This is a genomic window from Isoptericola sp. NPDC019693, from assembly GCF_044389085.1.
Taxonomy (GTDB): Bacteria; Actinomycetota; Actinomycetes; order Actinomycetales; family Cellulomonadaceae; genus Isoptericola.
Genome location: NZ_JBIRXP010000004.1, coordinates 34,382 through 48,886, shown reverse-complemented (window position 1 = coordinate 48,886; position 14,505 = coordinate 34,382). Strand labels below are relative to the sequence as shown.

Here is a 14,505-nt window from a genome sequence, read left to right as displayed (position 1 = left end):
TCACTTGATCCACTCCGCGATCTCGTTGGCCCAGTAGGTGAGGACGACGTCGGCGCCGGCGCGCTTGATCGCCAGGACGGACTCGAGCACGGCGCCCTTGCGGTCGATCCAGCCCTGGGCGGCGGCGGCCTCGATCATCGCGTACTCGCCGCTGACCTGGTACGCCGCGACCGGGACGTCGGAGCGGTCGGCGACGCCGCGCAGCACGTCGAGCGACGTGCCGGCGGGCTTCACCATGACCATGTCCGCGCCCTCGGCGAGGTCGAGGTCCGCCTCGCGCAGGCCCTCGCGGGCGTTGGCGGCGTCCATCTGGTAGGTCCGGCGGTCGCCCTGGAGGGCGCTGTCGACGGCCTCGCGGAACGGGCCGTAGAACGCGCTCGCATACTTGGCGCTGTAGGCGAGGATGCTCACCTGCTCGAACCCGGCGTCGTCGAGCGCGTCGCGGATCACGGCCACCTGGCCGTCCATCATCCCGGACGGCGCCACGACCTCCGCGCCCGCGCGGGCCTGCGCCACCGCCATCGCCGCGTACCGCTCGAGCGTCGCGTCGTTGTCCACGGTGCCGTCGGCGGCGAGCACGCCGCAGTGGCCGTGGTCGGTGAACTCGTCCAGGCACGTGTCGGCCATGACGACGGGGCCCGGGCGCCCGGCCGCGCCCGACGCCCCCTCCGCCTCCACGGCGGCGACGGCCTCGCGCGCGATGCGGATGCCGCGCTGCAGGATGCCGTCCGGGGCGTCGCCGGCGGTGCCGGTGGCGTCGCGCTCGGCGGGGATGCCGAACAGCATCACGCCGCCCAGGCCCGCGCGGGCGGCGTCCGCGACGGCGTCCGCCAGCGTGGCCTCGGTGTGCTGGACCTGCCCGGGCATCGAGGTGATGGGGGCGGGCTCGGCCAGCCCCTCCTTGACGAACAGCGGCAGCACGAGGTCCGCCGCGTGCAGGCGGGTCTCGGCGGCCAGGCGCCGCATGCGGGGGGTGGTGCGCAGGCGGCGCGGTCGGTACACGATGCCGGTGCCCGAGGTGCTCACGGGTGCTCCTTCGTGGAGGTGGGGGCCGTCGCCGTCGGGTCGGCGGGGCCGGTGCGGAGGGGGAGGTCGAGGGCGGCGGCGACCGCCGCGGCGAGCGCGTCGTCCGTGGGGCGTGCCGCGACGGCCGCGACCCGCAGGCCGGCCTCGCGGGCGGCGTCGGCCGACGGCGTGCCGATGGCGACGACGGGGGTGCCCGTGCCCGCCTGGTCGGCGATCTCCCGCGCCACCGAGCCGGACGAGACGACGACGACGTCGAAGCCGCCGCCCCGGGCGCGGTCCGCGACGTCGGCGGGCAGGTCGTGGTGCACCGTGCGGTACGCGGTCACGACGTGCGGCACCCAGCCGCGGTCGGCGAGGCCCTCGTCGAGCGTCGGGCGGGCGAGGTCCCCGAGCGGCAGCAGCACGGCCGGCGTCTCCGGGTCGGTGACGGCCGGGTCGGGGAACGCCGCGACCAGCCCGGCGGCGGTGGCGTCGTCCTGGGGCACGAGGTCGGTCGTGACGCCTGCCGCCGCGAGCGCACGGGTGGTCGCGGGCCCGACGGATGCCCAGCGGACGCGGGCCTCCGGGAGGCTCGTGCCGGTCCGGGCGGCGGCGTCGACGAGGGCGTCGACGGCGTTGACGCTGGTCACGACCGCCCAGACGAACGCCCCCCGGGCCAGGCCGCGGACGGCGTCGTCGAGCGGTGCGAGGTCGTCCGCCGGGGCGCGCTCGATCACGGGCGCGACGACGACCTCCAGGCCCAGGTCGCGCAGGCGCTCGGCGAGCGCGGCGGCGCGCCGGGGCGCCCGGGCCACCAGCACCGACCGGGCCGGGGCCGTGCTCTCGCGGGACGCGTCCTCGCCGGTCACGCGCCCTCCGGGTCGTCGGTGCCGGTGGGGGTGTGCAGGGGCTCGACGTCGGACCGCGGCGCGACCTCCTCCGCCTCGCCGGTGCGCGGCTCGCCGGCCCCGCCCACCAGCGGTGCGAGGCGGGCCGCGCCGTCGGCGAGCAGCGCCTCGGCCACGCGGACGCCCAGGGCGGTCGCGGCGTCGTCCTGCGCGAGGTGATCGAGGGGGACGTGGTCCGCGGCGAGCGCGGCGGACGCGCTGTGCGTGAGCTGCTCCGTCCCGTCGACGCGGGCGACGACCGCGGTGAGCTGCAGCTCGCCGGCCTCGACGCGGGCGTGCGCGCCGACGGGTGCCGCGCACCCGGCCTCGAGCCGCGCGAGCACCGCGCGCTCCGCCAGCACGGCGAGCCGCGTCGGGCGGTGGTCGAGCGCGGCGAACGCGTCCGCGAGGGGCGTGCCGGGCGCCAGGTCGGCGGTGCGGGCCTCGACGGCGAGGGCGCCCTGGCCGGGGGCGGGCGCGACCACGGCCGGGTCGAGGGCCTGCGTGACCACCTCGGTGCGGCCCAGCCGCGACAGGCCCGCGAGCGCGAGCACCACGGCGTCGAGGTCGGCGTCCGGGCCGAGCGCGCGGGCCAGCCGGGTCTCGACGTTGCCGCGGATGTCCACCAGCTCGACGTCGGGGCGCGCGGCCTGCACCTGCGCGGCCCGGCGCGGGGACCCGGTGCCGACGCGGGCGCCGCGCGGCAGCGTGTCGAGGGTGAGGCCGTCGCGGGCGCACAGGGCGTCGCGCGGGTCCTCGCGCTCGGGGGTGACGATCGTGAGCTCGGCCGGCTGGGCCGTGGGCAGGTCCTTGAGCGAGTGCACGGCGACGTCGCAGCGACCGTCGAGCAGCGCCTCGCGCAGCGCGGTGACGAACACGCCGGTGCCGCCCAGGGACGCCAGCGAGCCGGTCTTCACGTCGCCCTCGGTGCGGATGCGCACCAGCTCGACCGGCCGTCCCAGCAGCTCCTCCAGCCGGCGCGCGACCAGGCCCGACTGCGTCGTCGCGAGGGCGCTGCCGCGGGTGCCGAGGCGCAGCGGGGCGGGGGCGGTCTCGGGGGTGCTCACGGGTCCAGTGTCGCGCAGCGGTGCGGCCCGTGGACAACTCCGGCGGGCCGGGAGGTCGATCTCACACGGTTCTTCCCGACGTCCTGACGCGGGGTCACGACGATGCGTCACCACCGCCGTCTGGATGCACGCCGGGGATACCGCGCGCGGGTCCTGACAGCCCGGGGGCGCGGGCGACCTGTCAGGGCCGGCGCCCGGGATACCGCGCGCGCATCCTGACAGGTCGCGGGTCAGAGGGCGGCGACGGCGGCCTGCGCGTGGGCGACGATCGCGGCGAGACCGGTCCCGGCGACCCAGCCGCCCGTCACCGCCAGCCCGGGTGTGTGCCCGACGGCGGCGCTGAACGCGGCGACCTGCGCCCGGTAGGCGGGGGTCGGCGGGGGCAGGGCGCCGTCCCAGCGCTGCAGCAGGTGGTCGCGCACGCGGTCGGTGAGGTCGACGCCGAGCAGGGCGGACGCGTCGCGCGCGACCTCCTCGACCGTCGGCACCTCGGTCGGGGTGCCGATCCGCCCGTACGACAGCCGCACCACGTGCACCCCCGGCCCTGCCACCGCGCGCACCCGGTCGGCCAGCCACGGCCACTTCGCCGTGGCGTGGGTGAGGGCCTTGGCGCGCACCCCGGTCGTCCGCCCGGACCCCGTGCCCGTGCCCGACCCCGTGCCCGACCCCGTGCCCTCGGCGTCGGGCGCGACGAGCAGCCCGGAGCCGCGCGGGGCGTCGTCGAGCTCGGGCGCGTCGACCAGGAGCGTCGCGAGCCAGATGTCCGCGCCGGTCTCCGGCGTCGGCACGGGCACCGCGCCCGCCTCGGCCCCGCCCGGCCCGGTGACCCAGGGCGCCAGCAGCGGCGCGACGAGCGGCGTCGTCACGACCAGCCGCGGGGCGCGCACGGTGTCGCCGACGGTCGTGGTGACCTGCCAGTCCGCGCCGACCCGCTGCACGCCGTCGACCTGCCGGCCCACGCGCACCGCGGCGTGGATGGGGCCGGTCGCGTCGGTGCGCGGGGAGTCGGCGAACTCCTCGGCGCTCGCGGCGACCTCGCCGGTGAGCGCCTCGACGATGGCGTGGATGCCGCCGTCGATCCCGCGCACGGCGGACCCGGCGGGAGCGGCGGCCCGCAGCTCCGCGACGGCGCGGGACAGCGACGCGGTGCGGGCGAACGCGTCGAGCAGGCCGGGCGCGACGGCGGCGACGTCGAGGCGGTCGAGCGGCGCGGAGTGCACCCCGGTGGCGACCGGGGCGACGAGCCGGTCGGCCACGCGCCGCCCGAGCCGGGACCGCACCAGGGTCCCCAGGTCGGTGGTGTCCGCGACGAACCGTGGCAGCACCCGGTCGAGGGTCGCCCGCACGACCCCGGGCCAGCCGATCGCGCGCCGCACGTCAGGCGCCCACGGCACCGAGGGGATGCCGAGCACGCCCGCCTTCGGCAGCGGGAAGGCGTGGCCGGCCGCGTACCCCCAGGCGGACAGCCCCGCCGGACTCACGACGTCCAGCCCGAGCTCCTCCGCCAGGTCCGTGACCGCGGTGCCGCGTGCCGCGAACGACTCGGCGCCGAGGTCGAGCCGCACCGGCAGCGAGCCGAACGCCCCGCCGCGCACGGGACCGCCCACGCGGTCGGACGCCTCGAGCAGCACCACCTGCAGGCCGCGGTGCACCAGGGTGCGGGCCGCGACGAGCCCGCCGATCCCGCCGCCGACGACCACGGCGTCGACGTGCTCGGGCGGCCGCGCGGGCCGTCCGGCGGACGCGTCGACGGGGGCGCCGAGCGGCGGGAGGGGCGGCACGTGGGCGGCGGGTGGGTTCACAACGCGTGCACCAGCTCGACGACGCGCGTCAGCACGGTGGGGTCGGTGTCCGGCGGCACGCCGTGGCCCAGGTTGACCACGTGCCCGGGGGCCCCGGCACCGCGGGCGACGACGTCGCGCACGTGCGCCTCGAGCACCGGCCACGGTGCGCCCAGCAGGGCGGGGTCGATGTTGCCCTGCACGGGGACGGCGCCGCGCGGGTGGTCGGCCAGCAGGGCGGCTGCCTCGTCGAGCGGCGTGCGGTAGTCGACGCCGACGGCGGGGTACGCGACGCCGGCGGCGTCGAGCACGTCACGCAGCGCGGGCAGCAGGTGCCCGGTGCCGGTGCCGAAGTGGATGGCCGGGAGGCCCTCGCCGTCGGCGCCAGGCGCGCGCAGGTCCGCGACGTGTGCGAGCGCGGCCGTGGACGACGGCGCGACGTGCGCCGTGTAGTCCGCCAGGGCCAGGGAGCCGGCCCAGGAGTCGAAGAGCTGGACCGCGGACGCGCCCGCGAGCACCTGCGTGCGCAGGAAGCGGCCGGTGAGGTCGGCGGTCCAGGCGGTGAGGCGGGCCCACGTCTCCGGGTCGGCGTGCATGAGGGTGCGCGCGGCGAGGTGGTCGCGCGACGGCCTGCCCTCGACCAGGTAGGCGGCGAGCGTGAACGGCGCACCGCCGAACCCGAGCAGCGGCACGTCGCCGAGCTCGGCGACGGTGAGGCGCACGGCCTCCGCGATCGGCGCGAGCGCGCCGTCGTCGAGCGTGCGCGACGTGAGGCGGGCGACGTCCTCGGCCGTGCGGTACGGATGGTCCATGACGGGCCCGACGCCGGGCTTGATGTCGACGTCGACGCCCGCGAGCCGCAGCGGCACGACGATGTCGCTGAAGAAGACGGCGGCGTCCACCTGGTGGCGGCGCACGGGCTGGAGGGTGATTTCCGCGGCGAGCGGTGGCCGGAGGCAGGCGTCGAGCATCCCTACCCCCTGACGGACCTCGCGGTACTCGGGCAGGGAGCGGCCCGCCTGTCGCATGAACCACACGGGGGTCACGTCCGGACGGTCGCCCCGCAGGGCACGCACCAGCGGGGCGCGCGTCGTCCGGCCGTCGACCAGCGGGTGGTCGGCGGGCAGCTGGGTCGGCGCCGAAGGTGTCTCGGCCGGGATCGTGGGGGATGTCACGGTTCACGATTCTGCCCCGCTTGTTCCGCCCTCTTAAAGTGGAGCCACTGTGGTACTCCTCTCCCTGACCGCCTCGCACCGCGAGCTGGACCTGGACGCGCTCGAGCGGCTGTCCACCGGGTCCGGCTCCGTCGGGCGCGTCGCCGTGGGGTCGTGCGGGCCCGTGCAGGGCTCCGTCGTGATCTCCACGTGCAACCGCTTCGAGCTCTACCTGGACGTCGACGCGCCGGTGCACGGCGACGCCGTCCGCCACGCGACGCGGCACGTGGCAGCCCTGGTCGCCGCGGGCTCCGGGGTGTCCGAGGACGTCGCGGCCGACTCGTTCACGGTCCGCACCGGCCCGGAGGTCACCTCGCACCTGTTCACCGTGGCCGCCGGCCTGGACTCGATGGTCGTGGGGGAGCGGGAGATCGCCGGGCAGGTCAAGCGCGCCCTCGCCGAGGCCCGCGCGGACGGCACGACGTCCAAGACCCTCGAGCTGCTGTTCCAGACGGCGTCGCGCACGTCCAAGCGCGTCGGGACGCACACGGAGCTCGGCGCCGCCGGGCGGTCCGTCGTGTCGCTCGGGCTGGACCTCGCCGGCCGGGACGTCGGCGGCCGGGACCTCGAGCAGGACGGGTCGTGGCGCGGCGTGCGGGCGGTGCTCATCGGCACGGGCTCGTACGCGGGGGCGTCCGTGGCGGCGCTGCGGGCCCGCGGCTGCGACGACGTGCGGGTGTACTCGCGCTCCGGCCGCGCGGAGGTCTTCGCGGAGGGGCACGGCGTGCAGGCCGCGCCGGACCTGGTCGAGGCGCTGGCCGACGCCGACCTCGTGGTGTCGTGCTCGGGCGCGCGCGGACGCCGGCCCGGCGCCGGGGTCGTGGACGGTCGGGCCGAGGCGTCCCTGGAGTACGTGCTCGACGCCGCCGCCGTGGTGCGCTCGCGCGAGCGGGCCGCCGCCGCCGCGGGCGACGAGCCGGAGCCCCGCCCCCTCGTGGTGCTCGACCTGGCGCTGCACCGCGACGTCGACCCGCGGGTCGCGGACGTCGAGGGCGTGCTGCTGTACGACCTGGGCACGCTCAAGGCGCACGCCCCGGCCACCGCCGCGGACGTCGTCGACCGGGCGCGCCGGATCGTGGACGACGCGGCCGCGGACTTCGAGGAGACCCGCCTGGGCCGCGCCGCGGACGCCGCCGTCGTGGCCCTGTTCGATGCCGCGGAGGAGCAGGTGCGGCGCGAGGTCGACGCCGCGGTCGACCGCCTCGCCGTCGAGCTCACCGCCCGGGGCGAGACCCCCGACGAGGCCGACGTCGACGCGATCGCGCGCGACGTCCGCAAGCGGGTGCACGCCGCCCTGCACGACGAGATCGTGGCCGTGCGCGCCGACGCGCTGGCACGGGCGCGGGCCGAGGAGGCCGCCGTCGTGGCGGGTGCCGAGGAGCTCGTCGAGGACGCCGAGCGCGCCGCCGAGCGAGGCTGAGCGCGGCTGAGCCCCGCGACTGTCGCGAACCTCCCGCAGGGCCCGGTTCGCCGGGTCGGCGGCGAGATCACCCCGTTTCGGCGCGCGCTTCCGGCATGTCGGGACTAGCGTCCCGAAAGCGGGCACCTGGCCGCCCCGGTCGGCCGTCGACGGTGTGGGATCCGCCTTCGAAAGGACGCGCTGAGCATGGAAACGTTCTGGGACTTCTTCTGGTACCTGGTCTGGATCTTCCTGTTCGTGGCCTACCTGATCGTGCTCTTCCAGATCCTCACGGACCTCTTCCGCGACCGGGAGCTCTCCGGCTGGTGGAAGGCCGTCTGGGTCGTCTTCCTGATCTTCGTCCCGATGATCACGGCGCTGGTCTACCTCATCGCCCGTGGCCGGGGGATGTCGGAGCGCCAGCTCTCGGCGGTGAAGGAGGCCAAGGCCGGCACGGACGCCTACATCCGAGAGGTCGCGGGGAGCCCCGCCGACCACATCGCGTCGGCGAAGAAACTGCTCGACGAGGGCACCATCACGCCGGAGGAGTACGAGCGCCTCAAGGCGAAGGCGCTCTCCTGATCGTCGGCCGCTGAGCGGCCCACGACGCCCGGCCCCGCCCCGCGGGACCGGGCGTCGTCGTGCGTGGGGCGGGTACGGCGCCCGACGCCGCCGCTACGCTCGGCTGCCATGAGCAGCGCAGCCCGGGCCTCCGCGCCCCGCCTCGGAGTGATCGACATCGGCTCCAACACGGTGCACCTGCTCGTGCTGGACGCGCGGTACGGCGTGCGGCCGGTGCCGCACGCGGAGCGCAAGATCACGGTGCGGCTCATGCGGTACCTCGACGCCGACGGCGCGGTCACGGACGAGGGGCGGCGCACGATCCTGGCCGCCGTCGACGACGTCATGGAGCTCGCCCGCGAGTCCGCCGTCGACGAGCTGCTGCCGATGGCGACCTCCGCGCTGCGGGACGCCGCGAACGGCGCCGCGGTGCTCGCGGAGATCGCCGGGCGCGTGGGTCGCGAGGTGGTCGTGCTGTCGGGCGAGGACGAGGCCCGGCTCACGTTCCTCGCCGCCCGCCGCTGGCACGGGTGGGCGGCCGGCCGGCTCCTGGTGCTCGACATCGGCGGCGGCTCGCTGGAGATCGCGTCCGGCGTCGACGAGGAGCCGGACCTCGCCGCGTCCGTGCCGCTCGGCGCCGGCCGCACGACGCGCGAGTACCTGCCCGACGACCCGCCCCCGCCCGACCAGGTCCAGGCCCTGCGCGTGCACGCCCGCGCGCTGCTGGCGCCCGTCGTCGACCGGCTGGCCACCGTGCCCGCACCCGACCACGTGGTCGCGACGTCGAAGACGTTCCGCTCGCTCGCGCGGCTGGCCGGCATGCAGGTGGAGGCCGTCGGCCCGGACGACCGCTGGCGGCTGCGCCTGCCCCAGCTCGCGGACTGGGTGCCGCGGCTGGCCCGCCTCACCGCCGAGGGCCGCACCGCGCTGCCCGGCGTGACGCCCGAGCGCACGTACCAGATCGTCGGCGGGGCGGTCGTGGCGGAGGAGACCATGCGCGCCCTCGGCGTCGACGAGGTCGAGATCTGCCCGTGGGCGCTGCGCGAGGGCGCCGTGCTGCAGTGGCTCGACCACCTGTGAGGCACTGACCGCCGCGCTGACGGGCTCAATAGCCGGGCGGCGCCTGGACCCAGGCCGCGCCGGACGCCGACACGCGGACGCCGTCGGGGCGCTCGACGACGACGAGCAGCACGGCGGCGCACGTCGCGCAGCGCACGACTCCGCCCATGGCGGACAGGTGCACGGTGGTGCGGGCGAGGACGTCGGTGTGCCCGCAGCTCGCGCAGCGCACGACGGCGCGCGTGGTCTCGAAGGCGTAGACCTCGCTCAGCGCGCCGGCCAGGGCCGACCCGTCGAGGACGGGCCCGCCCGGGGCGGTCGGCTCGGGGGACGACATCAGGCACCTCCGAATCGCTCGGTGCGGACCCGGTCGGGCGGGTGCCCGAGGTCGGTCAGCAGGCCGGCCGCCGCCTCCACGAAACCGGTGGGGCCGCAGACGAAGACGTCCGTGCCGTCGTCCGGCCCGAAGCCGGGGGCCACGAGGTCGTCGGTCGTGATCCGGCGCGGCGGCGTCGGCCATCCCGGCGGGGCCTCGCGCGTGAAGACCCAGCGCACGTCGAACCCGCGGTCGGGGGTGTCGACCTCTCCGCGCTCGATGGCGTCGGCGGGCGTGCGCACGGAGCACACGAGGCGGAACGGTGCCCGACGACCCGTGCTGCGGCGGGCGCGCAGCATCGCGAGGAAGGGCACGACGCCGGAGCCGCCCGCGACGAGCAGCACCGGGGTGGTGTCGGCGTCGTGCCACACGAAGTAGCCGCCGAGCGGGCCGCGGACCTCGAGCTGGTCGCCCGGCCGGGCGTCGTGGGTCAGGTAGGGCGACACCTCGCCGTCGGGCACCTCGTCCACGACGAGGTCGACGCGCTCGTCGTGACCGGTCTCGGCGAGCGAGTAGGCGCGGGTGGCCTGGTAGCCGTCGGGTGCCGTCAGCCGCACGTCGACGTGCTGGCCGGGCAGCGCGCCGGCGAACCCCGGCACCGACAGCGTCAGCGCCCGAGCCGTGGAGGTCAGGGGCCGCGCCCCGACGATCGTCGCGATGTGCCAGGTCACGTGCCGGCTCACGCGTACCGCTGCTCGAGCCAGGGGTCGCCGTAGGCGTGGTACCCGTTCTGCTCCCAGAAGCCCAGGTCCTCGTCGTCCATGAGGTCCAGGCCCCGCAGCCACTTGGCGCTCTTCCAGAAGTACAGGTGCGGCACCAGCAGGCGCGCCGGCCCGCCGTGCACCGGCTCCAGAGGCTCGCCCTCGAACTCGAACGCCACCCACGCCTGCCCGTCGAGCAGGTCCTGCAGCGGCAGGTTCGTCGTGTACCCGCCGTAGGAGCGCGCCATGACGAACTCGGCGCTCGTCTCCACGTCGGCCAGGAGCGTGTCCACCGAGACGCCGCGCCACGTGGTGCCGAGCTTCGACCAGTGCGTCACGCAGTGGATGTCGGTGACGACGTCCTCGGCGGGCAGCGCCTGGAGCTCCTCCCACGTCCAGGACACCCCCTCGCCCGTCTCCGTGCGGACGGTGAGCTCCCAGCGCGACTCGTCCACGTTCGGCGTCGGGCCGGCCGACAGCACGGGGAAGTCGTCCGTGACGAACTGCCCCGGTGGGATCTCGTGCTCCGGTTCCGGGCGCCGGCCCCCGAACCCCCGCGTCACGACCGCCATCAGAGACCCCTCTCGCCGCAGCCCTCCCGGGCGGAGCGCTCCGGGGACAGGTCCGATCAGACCAGAGGAGCGCGCGCCTCGCACCTGGCCGTGCCCCCTGCCGGCGACTCTCACCCGGGCGGCGTCGCCCAGGCCGCGTGGTCGGCGCCCCACGGGTGGGCGGGTGCCGGGTGGTCGTCGTGGCCCGGCAGCGCGGGCCGCGCCGTCGTGACGCGCGGACGGCGGCCGTGGCTCACGACCGTCCCCGGCCCCGGGGTGGTGGGCGCCGGGTGCCCGGGGTCGCGCTCGTCCGCGGGGGCATCGAGCAGCCACGCCGCGGTGCGGGCCAGCGCCGCCGAGACGTCGCGCCCCCGGCCGTCGGCGCCACGGGCGGCGAGCGCGTCCACCACCCCCGCGGCGAGCAGGTAGCCGGTGGCGTGGTCGAGCGCCTGCGCGGGCAGCGCGCCCGGGGTGACGCCGTCGGGCGACTCGACCAGCGCGATGCCCGACGCCGCCTGCACGATCGAGTCGAAGCCGCGCCGGGGCGCCCAGGGCCCGTCGTCGCCCCACGCGGACACGTGCGCGACGACGGCGCCGGGCGGCGGGCGCAGCCCGAACGGGTCGAGAGCGCCGGGGCGGTAGCCGGTGACCAGCACGTCGGCCCCGTCCAGCAGCGCCTGCGCGCGCTCGCGGTCGCCCGCGCCGCGCAGGTCGAGCAGGGTGGTGCGCTTGCCCTGCCCGACGTCGAGGTGCTGGTGCCGGATCTCGGCGGGCGCGGGCGGGTCGACCCGCAGCACGTCGGCCCCCAGCGAGGCCAGCGCCCGGGTGGCGACCGGCCCGGCGATCACCCGCGTGAGGTCGAGCACGCGCACCCCCGCGAGCGGGGCGGCGCCGCCCGCCGGCGCGGACGGAGGGCGGGCGACGTCGTCGCGGGGGCCGAGCCGGACCAGCGGCCCCGCGTGGGCGGCCCTGCCGGGGGCGGACTCGCGCCACTCGGTCTCGGAGCGCACGCGGACGACGATCGCGCCCCGGGCGGCGGCGTCGTCCTCCAGCTCGGTGGCAGAGACGTCTGCCAGGCGCGCCGCGAGGTCGTCACGTCCGGTGCCGTCGGGCAGGCCGAGCAGGTGCAGCAGCCGGGCCCGGTGGTGCGGGTAGTTGGCGTGCGTGCGCACCCAGCCGTCGCGGGTGCGGAAGAACCCCGACAACGGTGCGAAGCCCGGCACCGGTCGGCCGTCGAGCCGCAGCAGCCGGTCCGAGCCGAACGACGCGGCGACCCGCTCCGGGGAGGGGCCGCGCTCCACCAGCGGCCCCGTGGCCCCGGCGCGTACCGCGGCCGAGCAGAGGGCAGCGACCGACCCCAGCGCCAGGTCCAGCACCGGCAGCGTGGCGGCGAGCCAGGCCCCGTGCGCGTCGTCCGGCGGCAGGGCGTCCTGCGGCAGGGCGTCCGGCGGCAGGGCGTAGTGGGTTCGGGCGTCGCGCTGCGGGCCGGCGTCGGGCAGGGCGGCGTCGCCCAGACCCGTCCGGTAGTCCGCCACGAGACGACGCCACGGCTCCATCCCGTCACCGTACCCACGCGAGGTAGTTCCGAACCCGCCGAGGTAGTCCTGCACCCGCCGAGGTAGTTCCGCACGCGCCGAGGTAGTTCCGATCCTGCCGAGGTAGTCCGACCCGCACTACCTCGCGGAGTCTCGAACTACCTCGCGGAGTCTCGAACTACCTCGGCACGTTCGGAACTACCTCGGCGGGGGGGCGGAGGACGTCGGGCCGATAGGATCGCGGGCATGGCCAAGAGCTCTGCGACCGCCCCTGTCCTGCGTCCGTTCGAGGGTCTTCCCGGGGAGGCGGACTGGGTCGCGCTGCGCGAGGTGGTCCCGTCCGCCACGGCGACGGCGCGGACCACGGCCGACCACGGCGGGCGCGACGTCGTCGTCACGACCGTGCTGCCCGGCGGCTGGTGCGTGCTGCACCGCGAGGACGGCACGGTGCTGCTCGCCCTGCAGGGGCTGGGCGCGTCCGACGACCTGAGCCGCGACCTGGCGGCGGCGCTCCTCGCAGGGATCGCTGCGGAGCCCGGCACGGGCGTGCTGCCCGAGGAGCTGCCCGCCCCGGCGGACGACGACCCGCGCCTCCAGGACGTGCTGGACCTCGACGTCGCGTTCGAGGTGACGGTGCACGACGGCTACGACTACTGGATCGACGCCGGCACCGAGATGACGGACGAGATCCGCGAGTCGCTCGACGAGGCGGCGGAGGCGTCGATCCCGACGGTGAAGCTGGCGTCGGTGCCTGCGGCCTACTGGTGCCGGATGTCGCGCGAGTTCCTGCGCTGGGCGCGCACCGAGGACGAGGACGCCGTGGTCGACGCGATCGCGCGGCTGCACGCCCGCCGCGAGTCCGGCCTGGTGGGCGGCAAGTTCCTCGGGATGTTCCGGGCCTGCGGGCTCGTCGTCCCGGTGTGGGAGCTGCCGCGCGGCACGGAGGCGGACGAGCTGGAGGAGCCGGTGGCGGAGCTCGCGCGCAAGCTCGACGAGGCGCTCGCGGTCTCCGAGCCGCTGGACGCGAACGAGCGACGCGCCCGGGCCGGTATCGTCTCCCGACAGGTGACGCTGCGCTGACGCGGCGCCGCCCGGCGGCCCCGGCCGCCGGCGGCACCCGCGGCGTCGCGGGCTCCGCACGATCTTCACGGACCGTCCCGGTCGACACCGTTTCTTGACCCGATGTCGGGCGTACCGGGGGAGTACAGTTTCTCAGGGAAAGATTGCGCTTCTGATCCCCGGTGATTCCCCCAAGGGGGCACCGCACAGCACGCCGGCGAGCCGCCGGCCGAGACGGGCGAGAGACCCAAACAGGCAGGGAGTCGTGAACACGGACCACGGGGCGACCCGCACGGGCGCTGAGGTGTCCACCAGCCAGGACGAGGCCGGCGAGCGGAACTCGGTCGCCGGCGGCGAGAGCAGCGTCGTGACGACGCGCGTCGGCGCGCTGCCGGTCGCCAAGACCCCGCGGCCGCCGGCCGCCCAGGGGAGGCGCAACCCGCAGCGCGTCGCGGTGATCATCCCCGCGAAGGACGAGGCGGCCCGCATCGCGGCGACGGTGCGCTCCGCCCGCGCGATCCCGCACGTCGACCTCGTGCTCGTGGTCGACGACGGCTCGACCGACGACACGCAGCACGTCGCGCGCGACGCGGGCGCCGTCGTCGTGCGCCACTCGCACAACCGGGGCAAGGCGGCCGCGATGGAGACCGGCGCGGCCGTCGTCGCCATGCGCGACGCGGACGGGCGCGCCCCGCGCCTCCTGCTGTTCGTGGACGGCGACCTCGGCGACACGGCCGTCAACACCGCCCCTCTCGTGGCCCCCGTGCGCGAGGGCGTGGCCGACCTCGCGATCGCCCTGCTGCCGAAGCAGACCGGGGCCGGCGGTCGCGGCATCGTCGTCGGCACGGCGCGGCGCGCCATCCAGCACCTCACGGGGTGGAGCCCGAGCCAGCCGCTGTCGGGCATGCGCTGCCTCACCCGCGAGGCGTTCGAGGCGGCGACGCCGCTGGCGCACGGCTGGGGCGTCGAGACGGGCATGACGATCGACCTGTTGCGGCAGGGGTACGTGGCCGTCGAGGTGCCGTGCGACCTCAAGCACCGGGCGTCGTCGAACGACCTCAAGGGCCAGCTGCACCGGGCCGGCCAGTACCGCGACGTCGTGCTCGCGGTCAACGCGCGCCGCGTGCGCGGGGCGGTCGACGCGGTCCGCGGGATCGGGCGCTCGCACGAGAACGCGCAGTCCTGACCCGGGCACCGAGGGTCGATCTGGCGTCTGAGCAGCGCCGACACGTCGCGTCGACAACGTCGCGGGGGCGTGGCTAGGCTCGCAGCGCCGGGACAACAGCGTCCCATCCCGCCCCGACGGAGGC

Annotated in this window: 14 protein-coding genes; 5 read left to right on the top strand and 9 right to left on the bottom strand. The window is 76.9% G+C overall.

The features are described 5' to 3' along the window. The 5 genes from hemB to hemE all read right to left on the bottom strand — a co-directional run bounded on the left by hemB (position 1) and on the right by hemE (position 5,915). Entirely contained in the window at positions 1-966 is a 966-nt protein-coding gene (hemB, locus tag ACH436_RS12780) for a porphobilinogen synthase (RefSeq protein WP_430561017.1), read from the bottom strand. A 56-nt stretch (positions 967-1,022) separates the two neighbouring features. Beyond that, the gene (locus ACH436_RS12775; protein WP_430560570.1) at positions 1,023-1,874 is read right to left on the bottom strand and encodes a uroporphyrinogen-III synthase; all 852 of its coding nucleotides are present in this window, start codon (positions 1,872-1,874) and stop codon (positions 1,023-1,025) included. Next, complete coding sequence (gene hemC / locus ACH436_RS12770; protein WP_430560569.1) at positions 1,871-2,959, bottom strand: hydroxymethylbilane synthase; 1,089 nt, start codon at positions 2,957-2,959, stop codon at positions 1,871-1,873. Before hemC ends, ACH436_RS12775 begins: the two co-directional genes overlap by 4 nt. A 230-nt stretch (positions 2,960-3,189) precedes the next feature. Continuing rightward, on the bottom strand, positions 3,190-4,740 hold the full coding sequence (locus ACH436_RS12765; RefSeq protein WP_430560568.1) for a protoporphyrinogen/coproporphyrinogen oxidase: 1,551 nt from the start codon (positions 4,738-4,740) through the stop codon (positions 3,190-3,192). Between the two features lie 17 nt (positions 4,741-4,757). Further along, the gene (hemE, locus tag ACH436_RS12760) at positions 4,758-5,915 is read right to left on the bottom strand and encodes a uroporphyrinogen decarboxylase (RefSeq protein WP_430560567.1); all 1,158 of its coding nucleotides are present in this window, start codon (positions 5,913-5,915) and stop codon (positions 4,758-4,760) included. A 49-nt stretch (positions 5,916-5,964) separates the two neighbouring features. On the opposite strand from hemE, the gene ACH436_RS12755 reads away from it, so the two are divergent. The 3 genes from ACH436_RS12755 to ACH436_RS12745 all read left to right on the top strand — a co-directional run bounded on the left by ACH436_RS12755 (position 5,965) and on the right by ACH436_RS12745 (position 8,994). Next, positions 5,965-7,374, top strand: coding sequence for a glutamyl-tRNA reductase (locus ACH436_RS12755; RefSeq protein ID WP_430560566.1), 1,410 nt, complete (start codon positions 5,965-5,967; stop codon positions 7,372-7,374). 186 nt (positions 7,375-7,560) lie between these two features. Then, on the top strand, positions 7,561-7,935 hold the full coding sequence (locus tag ACH436_RS12750; protein ID WP_430560565.1) for an SHOCT domain-containing protein: 375 nt from the start codon (positions 7,561-7,563) through the stop codon (positions 7,933-7,935). Between the two features lie 108 nt (positions 7,936-8,043). Beyond that, positions 8,044-8,994, top strand: coding sequence for a Ppx/GppA phosphatase family protein (locus tag ACH436_RS12745; RefSeq protein WP_430560564.1), 951 nt, complete (start codon positions 8,044-8,046; stop codon positions 8,992-8,994). 25 nt (positions 8,995-9,019) lie between these two features. On the opposite strand, the gene ACH436_RS12740 is transcribed toward ACH436_RS12745, so the two are convergent. The 4 genes from ACH436_RS12740 to ACH436_RS12725 form a co-directional block, all read right to left on the bottom strand. After that, on the bottom strand, positions 9,020-9,310 hold the full coding sequence (locus ACH436_RS12740) for a DUF6510 family protein (protein ID WP_430560563.1): 291 nt from the start codon (positions 9,308-9,310) through the stop codon (positions 9,020-9,022). Continuing rightward, positions 9,310-10,032 carry an FAD-binding oxidoreductase gene (locus ACH436_RS12735; RefSeq protein WP_430560562.1) on the bottom strand — a complete coding sequence of 241 codons (723 nt, stop codon included), beginning with the start codon at positions 10,030-10,032 and terminating at the stop codon, positions 9,310-9,312. The genes ACH436_RS12740 and ACH436_RS12735 overlap by 1 nt, the downstream gene beginning before the upstream one ends. Continuing rightward, on the bottom strand, positions 10,029-10,622 hold the full coding sequence (locus ACH436_RS12730) for a sulfite oxidase-like oxidoreductase (RefSeq protein WP_430560561.1): 594 nt from the start codon (positions 10,620-10,622) through the stop codon (positions 10,029-10,031). The genes ACH436_RS12735 and ACH436_RS12730 overlap by 4 nt, the downstream gene beginning before the upstream one ends. Before the next feature lie 110 nt (positions 10,623-10,732). Then, a complete protein-coding gene (locus tag ACH436_RS12725; RefSeq protein WP_430560560.1) occupies positions 10,733-12,157 on the bottom strand; it encodes a CoA transferase in 1,425 nt (474 codons plus the stop codon). 225 nt (positions 12,158-12,382) lie between these two features. Between ACH436_RS12725 and ACH436_RS12720 the strand changes: the two genes are divergently transcribed. Both ACH436_RS12720 and ACH436_RS12715 read left to right on the top strand, forming a co-directional pair. After that, complete coding sequence (locus ACH436_RS12720; protein WP_430560559.1) at positions 12,383-13,216, top strand: DUF5926 family protein; 834 nt, start codon at positions 12,383-12,385, stop codon at positions 13,214-13,216. Positions 13,217-13,583: 367 nt separating this feature from the next. Beyond that, a complete protein-coding gene (locus ACH436_RS12715; RefSeq protein WP_430561016.1) occupies positions 13,584-14,381 on the top strand; it encodes a glycosyltransferase family 2 protein in 798 nt (265 codons plus the stop codon). Positions 14,382-14,505 lie beyond the last annotated feature (124 nt).